At 74.7% G+C, this 20,436-nt stretch carries 20 protein-coding genes and 2 pseudogenes; 8 read left to right on the plus strand and 14 right to left on the minus strand.

The features are described from left to right. Positions 1–11: 11 nt before the first annotated feature. From ACWD3O_RS24695 to ACWD3O_RS24710, 4 genes are all read right to left on the minus strand, one after another. Positions 12–2,336, minus strand: coding sequence for a TerD family protein (locus ACWD3O_RS24695; RefSeq protein ID WP_451417380.1), 2,325 nt, complete (start codon positions 2,334–2,336; stop codon positions 12–14). A gap of 57 nt (positions 2,337–2,393) precedes the next feature. Beyond that, positions 2,394–2,972, minus strand: a complete 579-nt coding sequence (locus ACWD3O_RS24700) for a TerD family protein (protein ID WP_451417381.1) — start codon at positions 2,970–2,972, stop codon at positions 2,394–2,396. A 154-nt stretch (positions 2,973–3,126) separates the two neighbouring features. Further along, on the minus strand, positions 3,127–5,262 hold the full coding sequence (gene uvrB / locus ACWD3O_RS24705; RefSeq protein ID WP_451417382.1) for an excinuclease ABC subunit UvrB: 2,136 nt from the start codon (positions 5,260–5,262) through the stop codon (positions 3,127–3,129). A gap of 72 nt (positions 5,263–5,334) precedes the next feature. Further along, a complete protein-coding gene (locus tag ACWD3O_RS24710; RefSeq protein ID WP_451412475.1) occupies positions 5,335–6,222 on the minus strand; it encodes an MHYT domain-containing protein in 888 nt (295 codons plus the stop codon). A 281-nt stretch (positions 6,223–6,503) separates the two neighbouring features. On the opposite strand from ACWD3O_RS24710, the gene ACWD3O_RS24715 reads away from it, so the two are divergent. Both ACWD3O_RS24715 and ACWD3O_RS24720 read left to right on the plus strand, forming a co-directional pair. Then, positions 6,504–7,376, plus strand: coding sequence for a glycerophosphodiester phosphodiesterase (locus ACWD3O_RS24715; RefSeq protein WP_451417383.1), 873 nt, complete (start codon positions 6,504–6,506; stop codon positions 7,374–7,376). A gap of 68 nt (positions 7,377–7,444) precedes the next feature. After that, entirely contained in the window at positions 7,445–7,984 is a 540-nt protein-coding gene (locus tag ACWD3O_RS24720) for a methylated-DNA--[protein]-cysteine S-methyltransferase (protein ID WP_451417384.1), read from the plus strand. Between the two features lie 250 nt (positions 7,985–8,234). Here ACWD3O_RS24720 and ACWD3O_RS24725 read toward each other — a convergent pair whose 3' ends face one another. The 5 genes from ACWD3O_RS24725 to ACWD3O_RS24745 form a co-directional block, all read right to left on the minus strand. Further along, a complete protein-coding gene (locus ACWD3O_RS24725; protein ID WP_451417385.1) occupies positions 8,235–9,092 on the minus strand; it encodes a class I SAM-dependent methyltransferase in 858 nt (285 codons plus the stop codon). A gap of 7 nt (positions 9,093–9,099) precedes the next feature. Continuing rightward, positions 9,100–9,756 (minus strand): uridine kinase, encoded by a 657-nt coding sequence (locus tag ACWD3O_RS24730; RefSeq protein ID WP_451417386.1) that lies wholly within the window; start codon positions 9,754–9,756, stop codon positions 9,100–9,102. 44 nt (positions 9,757–9,800) lie between these two features. Continuing rightward, positions 9,801–10,616 (minus strand): SAM-dependent methyltransferase, encoded by an 816-nt coding sequence (locus ACWD3O_RS24735; RefSeq protein WP_451412480.1) that lies wholly within the window; start codon positions 10,614–10,616, stop codon positions 9,801–9,803. Between the two features lie 140 nt (positions 10,617–10,756). Further along, positions 10,757–10,993, minus strand: coding sequence for a DUF397 domain-containing protein (locus ACWD3O_RS24740; RefSeq protein ID WP_361143755.1), 237 nt, complete (start codon positions 10,991–10,993; stop codon positions 10,757–10,759). Continuing rightward, entirely contained in the window at positions 10,990–11,853 is an 864-nt protein-coding gene (locus tag ACWD3O_RS24745; protein WP_451412481.1) for a helix-turn-helix domain-containing protein, read from the minus strand. The genes ACWD3O_RS24740 and ACWD3O_RS24745 overlap by 4 nt, the downstream gene beginning before the upstream one ends. Positions 11,854–12,149: 296 nt before the next feature. Between ACWD3O_RS24745 and ACWD3O_RS24750 the strand changes: the two genes are divergently transcribed. Both ACWD3O_RS24750 and ACWD3O_RS24755 read left to right on the plus strand, forming a co-directional pair. Beyond that, the gene (locus tag ACWD3O_RS24750) at positions 12,150–12,668 is read left to right on the plus strand and encodes an ATP-binding protein (protein WP_451417387.1); all 519 of its coding nucleotides are present in this window, start codon (positions 12,150–12,152) and stop codon (positions 12,666–12,668) included. Next, complete coding sequence (locus ACWD3O_RS24755; protein ID WP_451412483.1) at positions 12,659–13,105, plus strand: hypothetical protein; 447 nt, start codon at positions 12,659–12,661, stop codon at positions 13,103–13,105. Before ACWD3O_RS24750 ends, ACWD3O_RS24755 begins: the two co-directional genes overlap by 10 nt. Before the next feature lie 139 nt (positions 13,106–13,244). Here the strand turns inward: ACWD3O_RS24755 and ACWD3O_RS24760 are convergent, their stop codons facing one another. Together ACWD3O_RS24760 and ACWD3O_RS24765 are read right to left on the minus strand one after the other, a co-directional pair. Further along, positions 13,245–13,931, minus strand: a complete 687-nt coding sequence (locus tag ACWD3O_RS24760; RefSeq protein WP_451417388.1) for a DUF899 domain-containing protein — start codon at positions 13,929–13,931, stop codon at positions 13,245–13,247. A 119-nt stretch (positions 13,932–14,050) separates the two neighbouring features. Continuing rightward, positions 14,051–15,919, minus strand: coding sequence for an FUSC family protein (locus ACWD3O_RS24765; protein WP_451417389.1), 1,869 nt, complete (start codon positions 15,917–15,919; stop codon positions 14,051–14,053). A 218-nt stretch (positions 15,920–16,137) separates the two neighbouring features. On the opposite strand from ACWD3O_RS24765, the pseudogene ACWD3O_RS24770 reads away from it, so the two are divergent. Beyond that, positions 16,138–16,521 (plus strand): annotated as a pseudogene (locus tag ACWD3O_RS24770) (RidA family protein); the annotation flags it as partial. 6 nt (positions 16,522–16,527) lie between these two features. Further along, entirely contained in the window at positions 16,528–17,031 is a 504-nt protein-coding gene (locus ACWD3O_RS24775) for an N-acetyltransferase family protein (RefSeq protein ID WP_451412497.1), read from the plus strand. Here the strand turns inward: ACWD3O_RS24775 and ACWD3O_RS24780 are convergent. The 3 genes from ACWD3O_RS24780 to ACWD3O_RS24790 all read right to left on the minus strand — a co-directional run bounded on the left by ACWD3O_RS24780 (position 17,014) and on the right by ACWD3O_RS24790 (position 19,512). Further along, the gene (locus ACWD3O_RS24780; RefSeq protein WP_451417390.1) at positions 17,014–17,145 is read right to left on the minus strand and encodes a hypothetical protein; all 132 of its coding nucleotides are present in this window, start codon (positions 17,143–17,145) and stop codon (positions 17,014–17,016) included. The genes ACWD3O_RS24775 and ACWD3O_RS24780 overlap by 18 nt on opposite strands. A gap of 51 nt (positions 17,146–17,196) precedes the next feature. Next, positions 17,197–17,910 (minus strand): uracil-DNA glycosylase, encoded by a 714-nt coding sequence (locus ACWD3O_RS24785; RefSeq protein ID WP_451417391.1) that lies wholly within the window; start codon positions 17,908–17,910, stop codon positions 17,197–17,199. A gap of 75 nt (positions 17,911–17,985) precedes the next feature. Next, entirely contained in the window at positions 17,986–19,512 is a 1,527-nt protein-coding gene (locus ACWD3O_RS24790) for a YfcC family protein (RefSeq protein WP_451417392.1), read from the minus strand. Positions 19,513–19,654: 142 nt separating this feature from the next. Between ACWD3O_RS24790 and ACWD3O_RS24795 the strand changes: the two are divergent. Continuing rightward, positions 19,655–20,059 (plus strand): annotated as a pseudogene (locus tag ACWD3O_RS24795) (RNA-binding S4 domain-containing protein); the annotation flags it as partial. A 114-nt stretch (positions 20,060–20,173) separates the two neighbouring features. Next, positions 20,174–20,431 carry a DUF6343 family protein gene (locus ACWD3O_RS24800; RefSeq protein ID WP_451412490.1) on the plus strand — a complete coding sequence of 86 codons (258 nt, stop codon included), beginning with the start codon at positions 20,174–20,176 and terminating at the stop codon, positions 20,429–20,431. Positions 20,432–20,436 lie beyond the last annotated feature (5 nt).

Raw genomic sequence — 20,436 nt, forward strand, 5'->3', positions numbered from 1 at the left:
CCTACGGGGAGTCACCGTCGGCGGGCGGCGGCCACGCCGTCCAGCACCCGCTCCAGGGTCGCGCCGTCCCGGGGCGGCAGGGACGGCTCGTAGGTCCAGGCATGGCAGACCCAGGGGTCGGCGAGGTGGTCCTCGGGCACCGGGGTGAGGCGCAGCAGCGACCTCCACAGCGGATCGAGGAGGGCGCCGAACCCGGCGGCGTCCTCCCGGTCGGCCACCATCAGCAGGTGGACGCCGGCCCGCGGTCCCTCGTCGGCGAGGTAGCGCAGCGCGGTGACCGCCCGGTCGTCGAAGGCGTGCGGGAAGTCGTGGACGATCAGCAGCCGTTGCGACAGGTCGGTGCCGGGCGGCAGCGACTCGGCGGCGCCGGCCCGGACGGCCATCTGCACCAGGTCGACGTGACCGGCGAGGCGGGTGAGCAGCCCGGAGACGCCGCCGGGGCCGACGGCGGGGGGTTCGGCGAGCACACCGCCGCGGGAGAGCGGGGTCAGCGACCGGGCGCCCGCTCCGGCGGCGTCGATGACGTGGACGGTGAAGTCGCCGGGCGGGTGTGTGGCGAGCAGCCGGGTGGCCAGCGCGACGGCCATGTCCAGCGCGAGGCGGCGCCGTTCCTCGGGGGCGACGAGAAGGCTCTCGGCGCCCCGGCCCTGGCCGCTGTCGATCCACAGGCCGCGCTCCAGCGGCAGCTTGAGCAGCAGGGGTATGCGCAGGTCGCCGCTCTCCGGGAGGCTGAGGTCGCCCAGGCGCAGCGCCTGCGGCTGTTCCTCGGGGGCGCGGTAGGCGGCCCACACCGGGCTCTCCCAGCGCGCGTACGCCGGGGGAAGGGCCGGTTCGACCACCGCGGACTCGGCCCTGAGCTGGCCGAGCTGCTGGTCGAGCACCTGCTGGGCGCGCTGCACGAGGTCCTCGCGGCGGGCCCTGGCCTCCCTGCGGACCCGGTCGACCGTGCCGTCGGCCCGGGAGCGGTAGTCGCCCAGCACCCCGTCGAGCTCCTGGTCGAGCCGTTCGTCGGCGAACTCGACGGCGTTGCGGTGGGCGGCCACGGCCCGGGCGAGGTCCTCGAACATGCCCCAGACCTGGTTGTAGAGCCGCTCGTCCATGGACCATCCGGCGGCGTCCCCCGCCACCGGGGCGTCCTCCGCCGTGGGGCCGCCGGGCCGGTCGTCCTCGCGGCGCGGATGCCGGTAGTCGACCCGCTGCCCGCCACCGGGGGTCACCGGCGGCGGCGCGTCCGGGGTCCCGGGGACGGCTCCGGCGGGCGCCGTGGGCGCCGCGTGCTGCGTCGGACCGGCGGGCGCCGGGGGCCCGGCCGGCGGCAGGGGCGGCGTCGGCCCGGCGGGCGCTGTCGGCCCGGCGGGCGCCGCGTGCGGCGTGGTGCCGGTGTCCGTGAACGGCTGCCCGCCCGGGACGGCCGTCGTGCCGGCGCCGTCCGTGCCGCCGCGGCCGGGGTGCCGGTAGTCGACCCCGTGGCCACCGGTGCCGGCGGTGGACTCCACCGCCCCGTGGCCCCCGGTGCCCGCGGAGGACTCCACCGGCGGCGCACCGGGGTCCGGGGAGGGGACGGTCCGCGCCGCCGCGCCGTCGTCGAGGTGCGCCACACCGGCCGGGACACCGGTGCCGGTGCCGCCCGGCGGGTACGGCTGCGGCGTGGCGGAGCCGGTGGCCGCCGGGCCCGCGGCGGGGACACCGCCGGACGCGGCCACGGTCCCGCCCGGCGCCGGGGCGGGCTCTGCCGGGCCGCCCGCGGCGACGGAGTAGGAGGCAGCGGCGCCCGGGGACGGCAGGAGCCAGTCGCCGTCCGCGACGGCCGGAGCGGCGAGGCGCCGCGCGTCGGCGGCGGTCAGGCCGTGGTCGGCCAGCAGGGCCTCCAGCCCCGCGGCGTATCCCTGGCCCACCGCGCGGACCTTCCAGCCGCCCTGCCGCCGGTACAGCTCCAGCGCGACGACCGCGCACTCGCTGTCCAGCCCGGTGATCGTGTAGCTGACCAGCGGCGGCCCCGAGACCCCGCCGGCCACGACCGTGACCGGCGCGGGACCGCCCCCGAAGCGCTGCCCGGCGGGCAGGGCCAGCAGGATCCCGACCCGGTGGACCGTCTCCGGCAGGGCCGCGAGGTCCACGGCGACCCGGTGGTCACCGTCGCCGGCCGGATGCGGCAGGCCCACCCCGGGCGGCCCTGCGGGCCCTCCGGGCAGGACGACGCCCTCCACGCCGGAGAGGCGTCCCTGTTCGTCGGTCAGGACCGCGCCCACGGTGACCGGGCGGCCGACCGACACCCGGACCTCCGGTCGGGGCTCGGTGAGCGGATGGTTCTGGCCCCGCACCAGCTCGGCCGTCATCGCGGTGTTTCCCTTTCGTGTGCCCGCCCCGGACGCCCGCCGGGGCCGCCGCCTGGGTCAGAGCTGCCGTGCGATGTCCGGCAGCAGGTCCTGGAAGGTGCGGCCGTTGGACGGCGTGCCGATCGCGGTCATGCTCCAGCCCTGGCCGCTGCGGTGGACCTTGGCCATGATCTGCGCGGTGTACGCGCCGCCGCCGGCGAGCGTGTAGCGGGCGAGCTCGCGGCCGTTGGTCTCGTCGACCAGACGGCAGAAGGCGTTGGCGACCTCCTCGAAGGTCTGCCCGGTGAAGGAGTTCACCGTGAACACGATCTGGTCCACGTGCACGGGGACACGCTGGAGGTCGACCAGGATGGCCTCGTCGTCCCCTCCGGTGCCCGCTCCGCCGACCAGGTTGTCACCGGTGTGCCGCACCGAGCCGTCGTCGCTGACGAGGTGGCGGAAGAACACCACATCCCTCAGCTGGCCCCCGGCGAACAGCAGGGCGGAGGCGTCCAGGTCGATCTCCCGGACGCGGCGGCCGAACAGACCGCGGCGCGGGGCGGACTGCCAGCCCAGTCCCATGCGGACGGCGGTGAGACTGCCACCGTCGTCCTTCTGCAGACTGATCGCCTGGCCCTTGGTCATGTTGACGGTCACGCGCGGTCCCCTCTCGGGACATGAGTCCCCGTTGATCCCCTCACCCGCGGCCCCCCGCAGGCGCTACGACCCTATGGGCGGGCGCCACCACGGCGCCCGCCCCTTGCGGGTTTTGTGTCGGTCCTGCAACACAGCGGCCCCGGCCCGTCCACCCTCAGGCCACCCCGGCCTCCTTCATCTGCCGGAGCTCCTTCTTCATCTCGGACACCTCGTCGCGCAGCCGGGCGGCGACCTCGAACTGGAGGTCGGCCGCGGCGGCCCGCATCCGCTGGGTCATCTCCTCGATCTGCTGCGCCAGCTCGGCCGCCGGGCGGTCGGTGACCGCGCCGTCCGCCCCGGCCTTGGCGCCCTTGCCCTTCTTCGTCGCCCTCGCGGGCTTGGACGGGACCGGCGCCGTGCCGGCGGCCTTGCCGCCGGACTGCCGGTAGCCGGTGCCGAGGAGCTGCTCGGTGTCGATCTCCTCGCGGGCGATCTGCGACACGATGTCGTTGATCTTCTTGCGCAGCGGCTGCGGGTCGACGCCGTTCGCCTTGTTGTAGGCGACCTGCTTCTCCCGGCGCCGGTTGGTCTCGTCGATGGCCTTGGCCATCGCCGGGGTGATCTTGTCGGCGTACATGTGGACCTGGCCGGAGACGTTGCGCGCCGCGCGGCCGATGGTCTGGATCAGCGAGGTGCCGGAACGCAGGAAGCCCTCCTTGTCGGCGTCCAGGATGGCCACCAGGGACACCTCGGGCAGGTCGAGGCCCTCACGGAGCAGGTTGATGCCGACCAGCACGTCGTACTCGCCCGCGCGCAGCTCGCGCAGCAGCTCGATGCGGCGCAGGGTGTCCACGTCGCTGTGCAGGTAGCGGACCTGGATGCCGAGCTCCAGGAAGTAGTCGGTGAGGTCCTCGGCCATCTTCTTGGTGAGGGTGGTGACCAGCACGCGCTCGTCGCGCTCGACCCGCTCGCGGATCTCGTGCACCAGGTCGTCGATCTGGCCCTCGGTGGGCTTCACCACGACCTCCGGGTCGACCAGGCCGGTCGGGCGGATGATCTGCTCGACCTGCCCGTCGGACCGGGAGAGCTCGTAGGCGCCGGGGGTGGCGGACAGGTAGACCGCCTGCCCGATCCGCTCCTGGAACTCCTCCCACTTCAGCGGCCGGTTGTCCAGCGCGGAGGGCAGCCGGAAGCCGTGGTCGACCAGGGTGCGCTTGCGGGAGGCGTCGCCCTCGAACATGGCGCCGATCTGCGGGACCGTGACGTGGGACTCGTCGATGACCAGGAGGAAGTCCTCCGGGAAGTAGTCCAGCAGGGTGTTCGGCGGGGTGCCGGGGCTGCGGCCGTCGAAGTGCATCGAGTAGTTCTCCACGCCGGAGCAGGTGCCGATCTGGCGGAGCATCTCGATGTCGTAGGTGGTGCGCATCCGCAGCCGCTGGGCCTCCAGCAGCTTGCCCTGCTTCTCCAGCTCGGCGAGGCGCTGCTCCAGCTCCGCCTCGATGTCGCGGACCGCGCGCTCCAGGCGCTCGGGACCGGCGACGTAGTGCGAGGCGGGGAAGACGTAGAGCTGCCGCTCGTCGCTGATGATCTCGCCGGTGAGCGGGTGGAGCGTGGTCAGCGCCTCGATCTCGTCGCCGAACATCTCGATGCGGACGGCGAGCTCCTCGTACACCGGGAAGATCTCGATGGTGTCGCCGCGCACCCGGAAGGTGCCGCGGGTGAACGCCACGTCGTTGCGGGTGTACTGGATGTCCACGAAGCGGCGCAGCAGCTCGTCCCGGTCGATCTCCTCGCCGACCTTCAGGGGCACCATCCGGTCCACGTACTCCTGGGGCGTGCCCAGGCCGTAGATGCAGGAGACGGAGGCGACCACGACCACGTCGCGGCGGGTCAGCAGGGAGTTCGTCGCGGAGTGGCGCAGCCGCTCGACCTCCTCGTTGATCGAGGAGTCCTTCTCGATGTAGGTGTCCGACTGCGGGACGTAGGCCTCGGGCTGGTAGTAGTCGTAGTACGAGACGAAGTACTCGACGGCGTTGTTCGGGAGCAGCTCGCGGAACTCGTTCGCCAGCTGGGCGGCGAGGGTCTTGTTGGGCGCCATCACCAGCGTCGGCCGCTGGAGCTGCTCGATCATCCAGGCGGTGGTGGCGGACTTGCCGGTGCCGGTCGCGCCGAGCAGCACGACGTCCTTCTCACCGGCCTTGATGCGCCGGGACAGCTCGGCGATCGCGGTGGGCTGGTCACCGCTCGGCTGGTAGGGACTGACGACCTCGAAGGGCGCCACCGTGCGTTCGATGTGGGAAACGGGCCGCATGCCTCCACGTTACGACCCGCCACCGACAACGGGCGCGGACCGCGGCGACGGGCGGGGGCCGCGGTCGCGCGGTCAGCCGTGCCGGGCGGCGCTGCGCTCCTCGTGCCGGGCTCCGGCCGGGGAGCCCCGGCGGGCGCCGCGGGGCGCCGGGTGCCGGCCGGGGCGGGCGGCGGGCACGCTCCGGGGCATCGGGGCGTACGGGTCCTCGGGGTCCCGCTTCGGGGCGGGGTGGCTCATCACCATCTGCGGGTCGAACATCACCACGACACCGGCCAGCAGCAGGAAGGCCAGCGGACCGGCCAGCATGGGGCCGAGCAGGGTGTCCGCCGCGTCGCCCGGCGGGACCGCCGCGACGTCCGTGTGCAGGTGGACGCTGGCGGCGGCCATCCCGGTGTAGTGCATGCCGGTGACCGCGAGGCCCATCACCAGGCTGGCGCCCACGCTCCAGAGCAGTCCGCGCACCTGGCTCGCCGCCCACAGGGCGGTGGTGGCGGCGACGACGCCGATGAGGACCGACAGGGCCACCGTGACGGTGTCGTAGCGCAGCTCGCCGTTGAGTCGCATTCCGGCCATGCCCAGGTAGTGCATGGAGGCGATGCCCAGTCCGGTCAGGGTGCCGCCGGTGAACAGCGCCGCGCCGGTGGCGTTCCAGTAGCCCACCAGGAAGGTGCCGATGCCGACCATCACCACCGCCACCGCCAGGCTGGCGAAGGTGGTCGGCAGGTCGTAGTTGACCGGGGTCTCGGCGACGGAGAACCCGGACATGGCGATGAAGTGCATCGTCCAGATCCCGGAGCCTATGGCCGCGGAGCCCAGTGCCAGCCAGGCGGCCCGGCGGCGGCCGACCAGCAGCGCCCGGGTGGTGCAGCGCAGTCCGAGCGCGCCACCGAGGCAGGCCATCACAAAAGCCGCCACCGGAGTGATCATCCCGTGGCTGAAACCGTCGACCGTGCCCTGCATGCGCGGCTTCCCTTCCGCCCCGTGTCGTCCGTGTCGGTGCGTCGCGTCCGTCGTGCCCGGTACCCGCCGAAGCGGCCCGGTACCGGTGGGGAGAGTATGACTCTCACCTGATGGGACCAACGATTCTGCGTCAAAGAATCACATCGTCGACCCACTTGTGGGGCACCGACGAGCGGACTTGGGCACTCCACGTCAATCCACGCGCATTCCGGCATCCCTCCACCGTGCACGCACTGCTGTCACTCTGGAACCGTCCGTGACAGTCGACGCGAGGAGAACGCATGCACGCCCGCGCAGTCGCCGCGACCGCCTCGGCGCTCCTGGGCCTCGCCGCCCTGCTGCTTCCCGTCTCCGGAGCACGCGCCGACCAGGAGGCCGGACGGCCCTCGGTCATCGCCCACCGGGGCGCCTCGGCCCTGGCGCCCGAGAATACGCTGCTCGCCGTCGACCGGGCCCACCGCCTGGGCTTCACCTGGGTGGAGAACGACGTCCAGCGCACGAAGGACGGCGTCCTGGTGGTCATGCACGACGCCGGGCTGGCGCGCACCACCGACGTGGAGCGGGTCTTCCCCGGCCGCGCGCCGTGGCGGGTGCGCGACTTCACGGCGGCGGAGATCGCGCGGCTGGACGCGGGCGGCTGGTTCGGCAGCAGGTTCCGGGGGGCGCGGGTGCCGACGCTGCGGCAGTACCTGGCCCGGGTGGAGCGCAACCGGCAGAGCCTGCTGCTGGAGATCAAGAACCCCCGGCTCTACCCGGGCATCGCCCGGCAGGTGCTGAACGAGCTGGGCCGGTCCGGGTGGCTGGACCGGCGGCACCTGGAGCGGCTGGTCGTCCAGAGCTTCGACGCGCCGACCGTGCGCGCGGTGCACCGGCTGCGGCCGGCCGTCCGCACGGGGGTGCTGGGTTCGCCCTCCGTGGCGCGGCTGCGGGAGTACGCGCGGTTCGCCGACCAGATCAACCCGCAGCACCTGAAGCTCACGGTGGGCTATGTCGCGGCCGTGCAGAGGCTGCGCGGGCCGCACGGGCGGCCGGTCGAGGTGTGCGCGTGGACCGTGGACCGCCCGGTCGACACCCTGCTCGCGGCGGGCTACGGGGTCGACTGCCTGATCACCAACCGGCCGGACGTGGTGCGGCGGGCGCTGTCGGTCTTCTGACGGGCCCGCGGGGGCGGGGAGACGGGCGGTCGGCGGTCGTTGTCGGTGGTGGGTCGTACGGTGGGCGCATGGACAGCTGGGAGCTCGTCGACGGGCCGATCGGGCCGCTGCTTCTCCTCGCCACGCCCCGGGGGCTCGCGGGAGTGGTGTTCCACGCCCGGCCCGAGGTGTGCGAACGGTTCCTCGACCGGGCCGCGGGTCGGCTGGGCGCGCGGCCGGAGCGGGACGCCGGTTCTCCGGTGCTGGCGGAGGCGATACCCCAGCTCACCGGGTACCTCGCCGGCGAGCTGCGGACGTTCTCGCTGCCGCTGGACTGGTCCCTGCTGCCCGGGGGCGCGGAGGGGTTCAACGGGCGGGTGCTGCGGGAGCTGGCGGCGTCGGTGCCGTACGGCTCGGTGGTGGGGTACGGGGAGCTGGCCCGGCGGGTCGGGCGGCCCGGCGGGGCGCAGGCGGTGGGGATGGCGATGGGGGCGAATCCGCTGCCGGTGGTCGTTCCGTGTCATCGGGTCGTCGAGAGCGACGGAGGGGTGGGCGGGTTCTCGGGGGGCCTGGAGACCAAGCGCCGCCTCCTCGCCCTCGAGGGCGTCCTCCCCGAACCCCTCTTCTGACCCCACCGCCGCACGCCGCCGCACACCCCCACGGAGGCCCTCCGCCGGTCCCGCGCCGGGCAATGCCGGGGCACCTTCCGCCCGACCTGGCGCTCCGCACGGGACCTGTATCGCGGCGAGGCACAGGCGCGGCCCGGGCGAACAGCGCTGTCCGTCGCCCGGGCCGCCCAGCGGCACGACGGTCCGCGGGGTAGGGGCACGGTTGCCGCGCGCCCGGTCCGGCGTTCCGCGGGCCGGCCGCGCGGGAGGGTCAGGGGCGGCGGGCTCGGGTGGAGACGAGGGGGGTGGCGGCGAGGTCCATGGTGCCGGTGGCGACGTGGGCCAGGTGGCGGTCGATCTCCTCCGCCGTCGCGACCCCCGCCGCGACCAACGCCTCCCGGTGCTGCCCGACCGTGGCCGCCTCCAGTTCCCCGCACGCCTCGGAGGCGAGCGGGAAGTACACGTCGGCCTCGACCCGCCGCAGCCCCGCCTCCCGCAGCAGCCGCGGCAGGCGGCGCCCGTACGCGAGGTCCACGCCGTGCTCGGCGAGGAGCCTGCGCAGCCCGAGCCGCAGCCGGTTGGCGAGCTGCTGCTCGGGGCCGGACTCCTCGGGGCACAGCAGCGGCTGGAGCTCCAGGTCCGCGTCCTCCACCAGCAGCCGCCCGCCCGGCCGCAGCGCGCGGATCATGGTCCGCAGCGCGCGTTCCCGGTCCGGCGCGCCGACCAGGGCCAGCCGGGCGTGCACCAGGTCGAAGCCCTCGCCCGGCGGCTCGTCGCGGCCCAGCCGGTGGACCCGGGTCTCCACCGGCCTGGTGACGGCCTCGGCCCAGGAGACGTCGGTGTCGGTGAGGACGACCTTCCCCGTCGGGCCGGCCTTCTTGGCCAGCCAGGCGGCGACGGTCGCGCCTCCCGCGCCGATCTCCCAGCAGCGCCAGCCGGGCCCGACGCCCAACTCCTCCAGGTGCCGGCAGGTGACGGGGTCGAAGAGGGCGGCCACCGCGCGACGGCGGGCGCCGAGCGCCTCCTGCCGCGGGCCGTCCTGGTGTCGTGGGGCCTGGCCGGGGTCGGTCCGGTCGTCGGTCCGGTCGTCGGGCGGGTCGTCGAGCTGGTAGCCGTCGAGAGTCGTCATGACGGAATCATCCCAGTTTGCCCGGTTGGGGCATGCCGTTCCACGCCGGATGGCGGGGGTCGTCGGCGCGGACCAGGACGTCCGCGGAGACGGCGGGCTCCGCCTCCCGGTCGTAGCGCTCGAAGGCGGGCAGGGTCCACCGCTCCTCCTCGGCGGTGCGGCGGCGGAGCGCGCCGGCGGAGAGCGAGAGGTGGACGGTGAGGTCGAAGGGGAACCCTTCCCGCAGCAGGAACGGGCCGTGCAGCAGGAGCGGGGAGCCCGGCGGCAGGGCGACGGCGGGGGTGCGGGTGGCCCGGTCGGTGGCGGGGTCCCACAGGTCGGGCAGGACGCGCCCGTCCTCGCCGGGGTACAGCGGGCCGAAGACCTCACGCCACAGGGCGCCCGTGTCGAACCAGCCGTCGTAGTAGGTGTCCACGTCCCGGCGGCCGTACTCGTACCGCAGCGAGGCGGGGCGCAGGAAGCCCTCCGTGCCGACCACCAGGGCGGCGCGGCCGCGGGGGCGCAGGGCCTCGGCGGTCAGGGCGGCGAGGTCGCCGGGCCGGGCGGCGGGGGCGCCGTCGAGGGCGACCCGCGGCCAGGGCGATCCGTCGGCGGGTTCCAGGTCGAGGAGGCGGTCCGCGAGGCGGTCGGCGAGGCGTTCCCAGGTGATCGCTTCGAGTCGCACTCCCCCACCGTAGCGGGGGCCCGGTGGGCCCCCGCCCGGTGCGGTCAGGCCTTGCGGGCCACTGCGACGTAGCCGCCGCTGACGATGTCGTCCTGCCCCGGCACCGGCTCACCGAGCTCGGGGTGCCAGGCCTCGGCGGCCACGATGCCGGGCTCGACGATCTCCAGGCCCTGGAAGAAGCGGGCGAATTCGTCGTGGGTCCGCGGGGCCAGGTTCAGCGCGTTGTTCCGGTACATCTCGTCGACCTTGGCGGCGGCGTCCGGGTGGAAGTCGGCCGTGAGGTGCGAGATCACCAGGTAGCTGCCCGGGGCGAGCGCGTCCATCAGCCGGTCCACCAGTTCGTACGCGCCGTCCTCGTCCTTGACGAAGTGCAGCACGGAGATCAGCGAGACCACGGTCGGGCGGCCGAAGTCCAGGACCTTCCCGGCCCGCTCCAGGATGAGGTCGGTCTCGCGCGCGTCGGCCTGCACGTAGTCGATGGCGCCCTCGGGGGTGCCGCGGAGCAGGGCCTCGGCGTGGGCGAGGACGATCGGGTCGTTGTCGCAGTAGACGACGCGGGACTCCGGGGCGACGCCCTGGACGATCTGGTGCAGGTTCGGCTCGGTGGGGATGCCGGTGCCGATGTCCAGGTACTGGCGGACGCCCTGCTGAGCGAGCCAGCGGGCGGAGCGCTGCATGAACGCACGGTTGATCTTCGCCATCACCGGGATGGTGGGCTCGACGGCCAGCATCTGCCGCCCCATGGCCTCGTCCACGGGGTAGTTGTCCTTGCCGCCGAGGAACCAGTCGTACATCCGCGCGGGGTGCGGCCTGGTGGTGTCGATCCGTACGGCCTCGCCGCCGGGTCCCTGTCCGGACATCGTCAACTCCATCATCGGTTGGGCAAGCGTCAACAACAGCAGAATCAAATCAGCGACAGAATAAGCAAGTTGTGCGCATGGTGTGGACCTTGCGCGTTCAACGGCCGCCCGGCAGCGGCGTCGTGACGGGTCATCGGCCCTCAGGACAGGAGGAAGTCGGCCTCACCCGCCTTCGCTCCCTCGATGAAGGCGGTCATCTCGGCGGAGGTGTAGATCAGCGCCGGCCCGTCCGGGTCGGTGGACTGGCGGACCGCGACCCGGCCGTCGGCCAGCTTCATCGCCTCCAGGCAGTTGCCTCCGTTGGGACCGCTCCACGGCTTGCGCCAGCCCTCGCTGCCCAGCAGGCCGGCCGGCATCCCGTTGTAGATGCGTGTCATGCGTACTCCTCGCGGAGACCCCGGAGGATCTCCTTCGTGCGTTGCGCGGTGGCGGCGGCAGCCGCCATGCGGTCCATGACCTCCAGGTGGGCCGCCACCTCGGCGCGCGCGTCCAGGTAGACGGCCCCGGTCAGGTACTCGCTGTAGACCATGTCCGGGAGCTCCGGCACGGCGAACCGGAACAGCACGAAGGGGCCGTACGTCCCGGCGTGCGGGCCGGCCGAGAACTCGGCGACCTGCAACGTCACATGGGGGAGATCGGCGGCCTCCAGCAGCCGGTCGATCTGGGCGCGCATCACCTCGGGCCCGCCGACCGGGCGGCGCAGCGCCGTCTCGTCCATCACCACCCAGAACCGGGGGGCGTCGGACTTGGTGAGCAGTTCCTGGCGGCGCATCCGCAGCGCCACCAGCCGCTCGGTCTGCTCGGGGTCCTCGCGGCCGGTGGCGCCGGCCATCAGCACGCCCCGGGCGTAGTCCGCGGTCTGCAGCAGGCCGGGCACGAAGTGCGGCTCGTAGCCACGGATCAGGGAGGCGGCGCCCTCCAGGCTGACGTAGAGGGAGAACCAGCCGGGCAGGATGTCGTGGTAACGCTGCCACCAGCCGGGCTTGTTGGCGTCCTCGGCCAGCCGGACGAAGGCCTCCGCCTCGTCGTCGTCGACCCCGTACGCCTTGAGCAGCATCTGCACGTAGGGGATCTTCAGCGCGACCTCGGCGGTCTCCATCCGGCGCACCGTGGCGGGGGCGACGTGGAGGACGCGGGCCGCCTCCTCCCGCTTCATCCCGGCGCGCTCGCGCAGGTCGAGCAGGCGCCGCCCGAGCACCACCTGCCCGACGGTGGGCGCGGACCTCGGCTCACTCATCCCGCTCCTCCTGAAGGGGCGGTGTCACCGGACCGGCCGACACGTGATCCCCCGTTTTCCCGCGACTCTGTCCCGCGGGTTTGACCAACACATCCTCGAGAACCCGCTGTTGGGAACGTTGGGCACTCCCCCCGCGGCATCGAACAGCAGTGTGCCATGGCCGTCCCGGAGAGTCTCCAGGCACTCTGCAATTTTCAGAGTGGCCCTTGCCAAGTGTTCTTGTCACCGCGATAGTGGCATGCGTGATTCCGCCCGCGCCCTTAAGTGCCGCCCCCGCCGAGGGAACGCCGTCCCCGGTGGCCGGCTCCACCGCCGGGCTGAGGCTGCGTTTCCACCTTCCCGCCCACACCTCCGCCCCGTCCAGGGCGCGCCGGCTCGCGCGCGCCGGACTGGCCGGCTGGCGGGTCACGGAAGACACCTACGACAGCACGCTGCTGGTGATCTCGGAGCTGGTCACCAACGCGGTGATCCACACGGGAGGCCGGAGCGTGGTCTGCGAGGTGCGGGCGGTTTCCGGGGCGCTGCGCGTCACGGTGTGCGACGAGGGCTGCGCGGCCGAGGAGATCCAGGTGCGCGCCCCGGACCTGGAGCGCGAGCACGGGCGGGGACTGCTGCTGGTGGACGCGCTGTGCCGGGCCTGGGGCGCGTGGCGGCAGGACGCCGGGCTGCTGGTGTGGGCCGAGGTGCCCCATCTCGACCTCGGCTGGGGAGCGCCGCCCGGGCCGGAGGAGGACGCCGACGGCGAGGGCGAGAGCGACAACCGTGTCCCCCGTCCCCGGGCGGGCGGCACGGGAACGGGGGCCGAATGGGTGTGAGCACGGGATTCGCCGGAGGCCGGAGCATGACCATGGACACACTGGTACGCATGACCCGCCGAACCGGCGAACCGGCTCAGGCCCGGCGTCTCGCCGTGCCCGAACGCATGAGCCTGCCGCTGGGCTGCGACGCCGTCGTGGTCCCGGCCGAGCAGGCGTCCCTGGCCCTCCCCCACCTCCCCCGGGTGGGCTGTGTGTACGCCGACGACACGCAGTGGTGGTGGATCGTGCCGGCCGACTCCGACTACGCCATGGAGTGGCCGGAGCCGGCCCGGTACGTGCGCGGGGCGGTGCTCCCGGAGGTCCCCCGCACCGTGCCGGAGCTGATCCACACCCCCGAGGACACCGTGCCGTACACCCCGCCCATCCCGCTGTACCTGGCGCTGTGCCAGGTGACGGGTGCGGTGCCGAGCTGGTCGGCCGCGGTCACCGCCTGAGACCGCGCGGGCCGCGACACTCCGGGCCGTCGTCTCCCCTGGCCCCGCGACTCCTCATGCCCGGCCTCGGACCCGGCGCCGGACGGCGTCCTCACCAGCCGTGCTGGCCACCAGCCGTACTCGCCACCAGTCGTGCTCGTCACCAGTCGTACTCGTCGTGGAACCGCAGCGCCGGCCGGGCCGCCGCGCCCAGCGCGTCGGCGCGCCCACGCGGCTCCTCCCACTCCTCCTGCCGCCCGAGGGCCGTCAGGTCGAGCAGGCTGGTCAGCGAGCCCACGCCGTCCATGCCCTCCTCGAACGCCGAGTAGGTGTGGAAGACGCGCTCACGCTCCCGCAGGAAGCAGCTGAGCCCCGGCCGGTCGACCGCACGGCCGTCCCGCACCACGGTGACGCCGAGGTCGGCCTCGAACGCGCAGCCGGCCGACGAGTACCAGGGCACCGCCCAGCCCATCCGCGCCTTGAACGGCAGGATCCGCCGGAACGGCGCCCGGGACACCGCGGCGAAGGTGGTGTTCCGTGCCCACAGGTGGGTGAGCGGTCCGATCTGGTCGAGGAAGGCCGCGCTCTCCGGGCACCCCGCCTCCCACTCGGGCGGGAAGACGAAGTGATGCACGATCAGCTGGTGCCGCCCCTCGAAGAGGTCCAGCAGGGTGACCTTGCCGTCGCCGCCGTCGAAGACGTGGTCGCCGGGGATCTCCACCATCGGCAGGTTCCGCCGCCGCGCGTTCAGCGCGTGCCGTGCCCTGCGCAGTGCGTCCTCCTCGGCCTGCAGCGCCTCGCGCGCGGCACGCCACTCCTCCCGCGGGACGATCGGCGGAAGACTCAAGGCCCCTCCCGGAACTGGTGCGAACGGTGTCCGGAGGTGCTGACCGGGGGTCACCGGAAAACTCATCGCCGCCCGGCGGTTTTTTTCCGCCGCTTCTCCGGAGGGCCGTTGCGCCCCGTTCAGCCGGAGCCGAGGAGGGCCGGACGGGGCGTCGGCCGGTGCCGGGCGTTCAGCTCCTCCAGGAGACGGGTCAGCCGGCGGGTGTGACGGGTGGTGAGCCGGCCGGTGTCGTCGAGTTCCACCGCGCAGGCGGTGACGGTGTCGACCAGTTCCTCCAGCAGCACCGCCGTGCGGCCCACGCCGGCCGTGCCGCGGGTGTGGCCCGGCAACGGCAGTTCCGCCGCGGCGAGGGTGGCGGCGGCGCGGGCCTGCGCCAGCGTGCGGTAGGCCTCCCGGCGCAGCGCCCAGCCCTCCGCCCGGTGGCCCGCGGTCCGGGGCGCGTCGGGCGTGTCCAGGACATGGGCGAGGTACGCCTCCGCGGCGCGCCCGGCGTCGGCGAGGTGGGCCCGAACGCGTCCGCCGGCCCCTCCCGGCAGCGGCAGGTGGCCCACGAGGAGGACGATGCCGCAGGCCAGCAGCGTCTCGCCGATCCGCGCCGCGGCGGCCGGGGGTTCCCCGCCGGCCACCATCAGGGCGAGCACCAGCACCGTCACCACCGCGGTCTGCGCGGCGAAGTGCCGGGTGGCCAGCGGGATCAGCGCGGCGGCGCCCACCACCAGCGCCACCTCGCCGCCGGGTGACGGCAGCGACGCCGACGCGGCGGCGAACACCGCCGCGCCCAGCACGGTGCCCGCCACGCGGCACAGCACCCGCGAGACCAGCGGCCCGAGGTCGGGCTTGACCAGGAACACCGCGGTGGCCGGCAGCCAGTACCAGTGCTCGTGGTGCAGGTGCTGCGCGACGGCGGCACCGGCGCCGAAGCAGAGGGCGACCCGCAGGCCGTACTCCCGCCCGCCCGCGCCCAGCGCCGTGCGGACCACGGTGGCCGGGCCGCGTCGCCGGGCGTGCAGCCGGGGCCGGTCGACGCCCCGGTCGAAGGTGAGCGCCGCCTGGAGCAGCGCCTCGTCGAGGCGGCGCAGCGCCGGGGTGGCCCGCTCGGGCGCGGGCAGCGCCCCGGGGTGACCGCCGTCGCGCACGGCGGTGGCGAGGCGGCGCAGCGAGCCGACCGCGCGGGCCGGGACGGGGTCGCCCGCCCAGGCCAGGGCGGTGGCGGCCTCGGCGAGCGGCAGCGCGGCGGCGTAGCCGGCGTGCAGGCGCCGCTCGGCGGCGGAGCTGGCCCTGCTCCGCAGGCGGGGGCCGCCGAGGGCGTCCTGCGCCTGGTCCAGCGCGGCGGTCAGCGCGGTCCGGCGGGCGGTGGCGCGCTCGGTCCCGGCGGCCTCCAGCAGGGCGGCGATCGCCTCGTACACCGCGGCGACGGCGGCGCGTTCGGCCGCCGCGGCCCGCCGGTCGCGGGTGGCGGCGCGCAGTCCGGCCGGACGGAACACCGACCGCAGTGCCAGCAGCCAGCCCGCGCCGATCAGGAAGCACAGTGCCCGTTCCCAGGCGGGGGCGGGCAGCGGGGCGCCGGCGCCGACCGCGCACAGCACCAGGAACTGGGTCCCGGCCGCGGAGGCCACCGGTCCGGCCGCGCTGACCGCGCCGGCCACCAGTCCGAGCAGGGCCATGAGGAGGGGCAGCACGACCGGTCCCGTGCCGTCTCCGGCGAGGGTGCCGGCCGCCAGTCCGGCCGCCCCGGCCACCGCGGGCGTGCCCAGCCGGTGCACCGACGCCCGGCGGCCGCCCGGCCGGTCGTTGATCGTCGCGAACATGGCTCCCAGCGCCGCCGCGACCCCGGCGGGCGGGCGATCGGCGAGCAGCGCGGCGGCGAGCAGGGGGCCCGCCGCGCAGGCTCCCCGGGCCACGGCGCCCCACGGCACGGGTTCCCGCCGGGCCGACAGCGCGTGCGCGAGCCACGGAGGCAGGGAGGGGCGGCGGGGGCGTGCGGACACGGAGACTCCGTCAGGTGCGGTGGGGTCTTCGGGCAGCGGCGGCCGAACGGGACGGAACCGACCGTACCCGGGCCGCGCGAACCGGTGAGGACAACGGTGTTGCGGGCACGTGACGTGCCGGTCCGGGTGCGGCCGAAAGGGGATGCGGCCGGGTGCGGCGGCCCTCCATGATCGGACGTGCTCCACGCCGGAGCAGACCCGACACCTCTGGAGACCGCATGATCGAGCGCGTCGTGACCGCCCCGGGGCTCTTCCCTCCGCCCTCCTACTCCCACGTGTCCGTGGTGGAGGCCGGAACCCGGCTCGCCTTCCTCGCCGGGACGGTGCCGCTGGACGCCGCGGGGAGGCTCGTCGGGGAGGCCGATCCGGTCCGGCAGGCGGAGCAGACCGTCGCCAACCTGCGACGGCAGCTGGCCGCGGTGGGCAGCGGCCCGGCGCACGTGGTGCGGACGGAGGTGTACGTGGTGAGCGACGACCCCGCCGTGCTGGGGCGGGTCTGGGAGGTGGTGACCGCCTCCGGGCTCGCGGCCGGACCGCACTCGTCGACCCTGCTGGGGGTCGCCTGCCTCGGGTACGCCGGGCAGCTGGTGGAGATCACCGCGACGGCGGTGGTGCCGGAGGTGGTGCTCCGGCGGGCCGTCGCCGCGGACGCCGGGCCGGCCGCCGAGGTGTACCTGCGCTCCTACGACGCGGCGCTGCCGACGGTGCGCCGGGCGCACGGCGACGACGAGGTCCGGGAGTGGTTCCGGGAGGTGGTGGTGCCGGGCCGGGAGACCTGGGTCGCGGAGTCCGGCGGGGAGACGGTCGGCGTGATGGTCCTGGGGGACGGGGAGCTGTCCCAGCTCTACCTCGACCCCGGGTGGCGGGGCCGTGGCCTGGGCGACCGGTTCGTGGCGCTGGCGAAGGAGCGGCGGCCCGAGGGGCTGTTCCTGTGGGCCTTCCAGGTCAACGGGCCGGCCGCGCGGTTCTACGAGCGGCATGGGTTCGTGGCGCGGGAACGGACGGACGGTTCCGGCAACGAGGAGGGCGAGCCGGACGTGCGGTACGTCTGGAGTCCCGGGCACCGGCCGGGGCCCCCGGACCCCTCCGCCCCGTCAGCCGCCGTGGGGTGACATGGCCTGGGCGAACAGCGCGGCGGCCCGCGCCACGAGCTCCACGGCGCCGTCCGCCCGGGTGCCGTCCCTCCCGCCGTCGTCCGCCCCGGCGCCGGTGAGCAGGGCGTCCACGCCGCGCAGTCCGGCCGGCGGACCGCCGGGCCGGGACCCGTGGCGGCGGGGTCAGGGCGACAGTCCCGCGGCCTCGGCCGCCTCGGTGAGGACCTCGCGCAGCATCGCGGGCGTCAGCTTTCCGGTGAAGACGTTGCGCTGGCTGACGTGGAAGCAGCCGAGGACGGTCAGCGGGGTCCGTCCGGACTGGGCGGGCTCCAGGCGGACCCGCGTCCCGTGGGCGAACACCGGGCGGGGGCGCGGGACCGTCCAGCCCGACTCGGCCAGGGCCGGCAGCGCGGCCTGCCAGCCGAAGGCGCCGAGGATCACCACCGCGCGCAGCGTGGGGCGCAGCAGCGTGAGTTCCCGTACCAGCCAGGTCCGGCAGGTGTCCCGTTCCCGCGGGGTGGGCCGGTTCTCCGGCGGCGCGCAGTGCACAGGCGCGGTCACCCGCACCCCGTACAGTTCCAGGCCGTCGCCCAGGTGCGTGGAGACCGGCTGGGAGGCGAGCCCGACCTCGTGCAACGCGGCGTAGAGCACGTCGCCGGAGCGGTCGCCGGTGAACATCCGGCCGGTGCGGTTGCCGCCGTGCGCGGCGGGGGCGAGGCCGATCACCGCGAGCCGCGCGTCCGGCGGCCCGAAACCAGGGACCGGCCGCCCCCAGTACTCCTGGTCGGCGAAGGCCGCGCGCTTGACGCGGGCGACCTCCTCCCGCCAGGCGACCAGCCGAGGGCAGGCCCGGCACTCGCTGATCCGCCGGTCCAGGAGGTCGAGGTCGTGATCCATACGGTCCCAGCCTAGGGCCTGCCGGCCGGGGACCGTCGGGTCGAGCCCATCAGGCGGAGCCGTCAGGTGGAGCCGTCAGGTGATCGCCGCGCCCAGCGCCAGGAACAGGCAGACGAGGATGAACAGCAGGCCCAGCAGCGGCAGCACGAACCGGATGTAGCGGTTGTAGCCCACCTTGGCCAGCGCGCAGCCGCCCATGACGACCGCGCTGGTCGGCACCCAGAGGTTCATGATCCCGCTGGACGCCTGCCATGCGGTGACCGCCACCGCCCGGGAGACGCCCGCGAAGTCGGCCAGCGGGGCGACGATCGGCATGGCCAGCGTGGCGTGCCCCGAGGTGGACGGGATCAGGAAGGCCAGCGGCAGGTTCACCACGAACACCAGGATGGCGAAGACGCCCGACGAGGTGCCCTGCACCACCCCCTCGACGCCGTGCAGCACGGTGTCGGTGATCCGCGAGTTGTTCATGATCACGGTGACTCCGCGGGCCAGCACCACCACCAGCGCGGGGGCGATGAAGTCCGCGGCGCCCCGCACCACGGTGTCGCTGACCTTCCGCTCGCCCATTCGGGCGATCACCCCCACCAGCACCGCCGCCACGAGGAACATCGCGGCGAGCTGCGGGAAGTACCACCCCAGCTCGAAGCCGTAGGGCTCGGCGTCGGCGTCGCCGGTGAGCGCGGCGGACCAGGGGACCACCGCGAAGATCATGAACGCGAAGACCAGCACCATGGTGGCCAGGACCGCCCGCTCCGTGCCCCGCAGCGGCGGCACCTCGCGGCGGGACTCGGCGGCCAGTTCCCGGTCCCCGGGCAGGAAACCGGAGAGCGACCGGTCCGGGTTCCGGCGCACCCGGCGGGCGTAGAGCAGGACGTGCCCGACGGTCACCGCGGTGAGCGCCAGCCACATCACGAAGCGCAGCACGATCCCGTCGCCGAGGGAGATCCCGGCGGCCGAGGACGCCACCCCGGTGGCGAACGGGTTCACCGTGGACGTCAGCACGCCGACGCCCGCGCCGAGGACGGTCACCCCGACCGCGGTCATCCGGTCGTAGCCCAGCGCCAGCATCAGCGGCACGACCAGGCCGTAGAACCCGAGGGTCTCCTCGGCGAACCCGGACACCGTGCCGAGCACCGCGAAGACCAGCATGATCGCCACGATCAGCAGCGCGCTGCGGTTCCGCAGCCGGTGGGCCAGCCGCTCGATGCCGTGGTCGAGGGCGCCGGTCGCGAACACCATGGTGATGAACGCGCCGATGGCCAGGACGTAGAGGAAGACCCCGGCCGCGCCGTACAGCTCCCCCGTCAGGTCGGGGCCGACGGTCCCGTTCCCGTCCCGGACGCCGTACAGGCCGTTGACCGGGGCCAGGAACAGGTCGTTCAGCCGTTCGAGGAAGCTCAGCCCGGAGTCGACGCGGTGGTAGGTGCCCTGCACCGGCGCGCCGTCCTCGTCGCGGTCGTAGACGCCGGAGGGGACGACGAAGGCCAGCAGCCAGACCGACACGGTGACGAGCACCAGGACGGTGAGCGCGCTGGGGAAGGCGAACCGGCGCCGGGGCCGCTGCTCGGCGTCCGCCCGCGGCGGCGGTACGGCACTGCTCATGGGCCGGCTGCTCCCCTCTGGCGTCGCTCGCGCCCACCCAGCCTGGAACCGGGCGGCGCCGGACGCACTCCGGATGGTCCGTTCAGCGGCGCGCTTCCGGCCGCCCCGTGGGCCGGGCCCGCGCAGTAGAGTCGACCGCATGAGTGAGAGCGTTCGGGTGGACGTCTGGATCTGGTCCGTGCGGCTGGTCAAGACCCGCTCGCTGGCGGCCGCGGCCTGCCGGGGCGGTCATGTCCGGGTGAACGGCGAGCGGGTCAAGCCCGCCCACGCGCTGAAGACCGGCGACGAGGTCCGGGTCCGGCACGAGGGCCGGGAGCGGGTCGTCGTCGTCAAGCAGCTGATCCGCAAGCGGGTCGGCGCGCCCGCCGCCGTCGAGTGCTACGTGGACAACAGCCCGCCGCCCCCGCCGCGTGAGGCGGTGGCGCCGGCCGGGATCCGTGACCGCGGGGCGGGCCGGCCCACCAAGCGGGACCGGCGTGAGATGGATCGGCTGCGCGGTCTGGAGGCCTCCCGCCGGGCCGCCGCGACCGCCGAGCCGCGGGCCTGACCTCCGCCGCGGGTCTGGCGTTCGCCGCGGGCCCGGCGTCCGCCGCGGGTCTGGCGTTCCCCGCGGGCCCGGCGTCCGTCACGGCAAGCCGTCCCGGGAGGGTGGTGCAGGAGGATGCGCCGTTCGGGAGACGAACCGGTGCACGCCCGCAGCGCGCTGCGGCTGCGGTTGTGGCTCAGCCTGTGGGGCGTAGCCGCCTCGGTGGCCGGCATGGTGCTCTTCGCGCTCGGCGGGCACCCCGGCTGGGCGCTGATCTGCGGGGCCGCTCTGGTGGTGGTCCTGATCGACCTGGCGATGGTGGTGCGCCACCTCCGCCAGGGCCCCCACTACCAGCCGGGCCCCGACATCCCGCCGTACCACTACCCCGACTGAGGGCT

The sequence above is a fragment of the Streptomyces sp. NPDC002640 genome (genome assembly GCF_053592575.1).